We start from the raw sequence: 581 nt of genomic DNA, 5'->3' as shown, positions 1-581 counted from the left end.
GATAAAAGCCACAACCATGTCATTGCGCCGAGAACCTCGGCTTCATTCCATTGTTCTTTGGGAAATAACGCGGGTGAAATGACATCTATATCTTCAAATTTCATGGTTTCAACCTATTCTTTTTAAATCTCTATTTGGCTTAATGATTAGACTTAATACATCCAGTTCAGGCTAAATCCTGTCGTTACATTGTCTGTTCTATAATGTTCTGGTTTTTTTAACGGTGTCCCAACAAAAACGTCATAATTGACCGATTTTAAGACTTGCCCTCGTAATCCAAAGGCAGCGCCCATCAAACTTGTTCCCAGCAATGGATTCGGTTCATGTGCGGTTTTACCCCCCACTTCACCATAGTCAATTGCTGTGTACCATTGCATCGGAAGCTTAAACATCGAGCCACTGATTTCATTACGGACTAAAAATCCATTATCCGCCAATAAGGTCTGTTCACCATCAAACCCTCTTACGGTATAGCGATTCCCAATCGAGAATCGATCTTGTGGGGTCAGTGGTTTTTTACTGTACTGCGTTCGCCATTCAGCAAGATACTGTAGCGATTGATTACCGACTTTAAATGGGAC

The 581-nt window shown here is 41.5% G+C and carries 1 protein-coding gene; it reads right to left on the bottom strand.

Going from position 1 to position 581, the window contains the following annotated elements; all coding sequences use genetic code 11:
* Positions 1 to 152 precede the first annotated feature (152 nt).
* Positions 153 to 581 (bottom strand): ShlB/FhaC/HecB family hemolysin secretion/activation protein (locus tag M2R48_RS21450; RefSeq protein ID WP_315972870.1); only part of this gene is annotated, 429 nt, incomplete at its 5' end.

The organism is Acinetobacter sp. I-MWF, assembly GCF_025433935.1.
In the GTDB taxonomy this organism is placed as follows: Bacteria; Pseudomonadota; Gammaproteobacteria; order Pseudomonadales; family Moraxellaceae; genus Acinetobacter; species Acinetobacter guillouiae.
The sequence above is the reverse complement of the archived record's forward strand: the minus strand, read 5'-3'. Positions and strand labels throughout refer to the sequence as shown.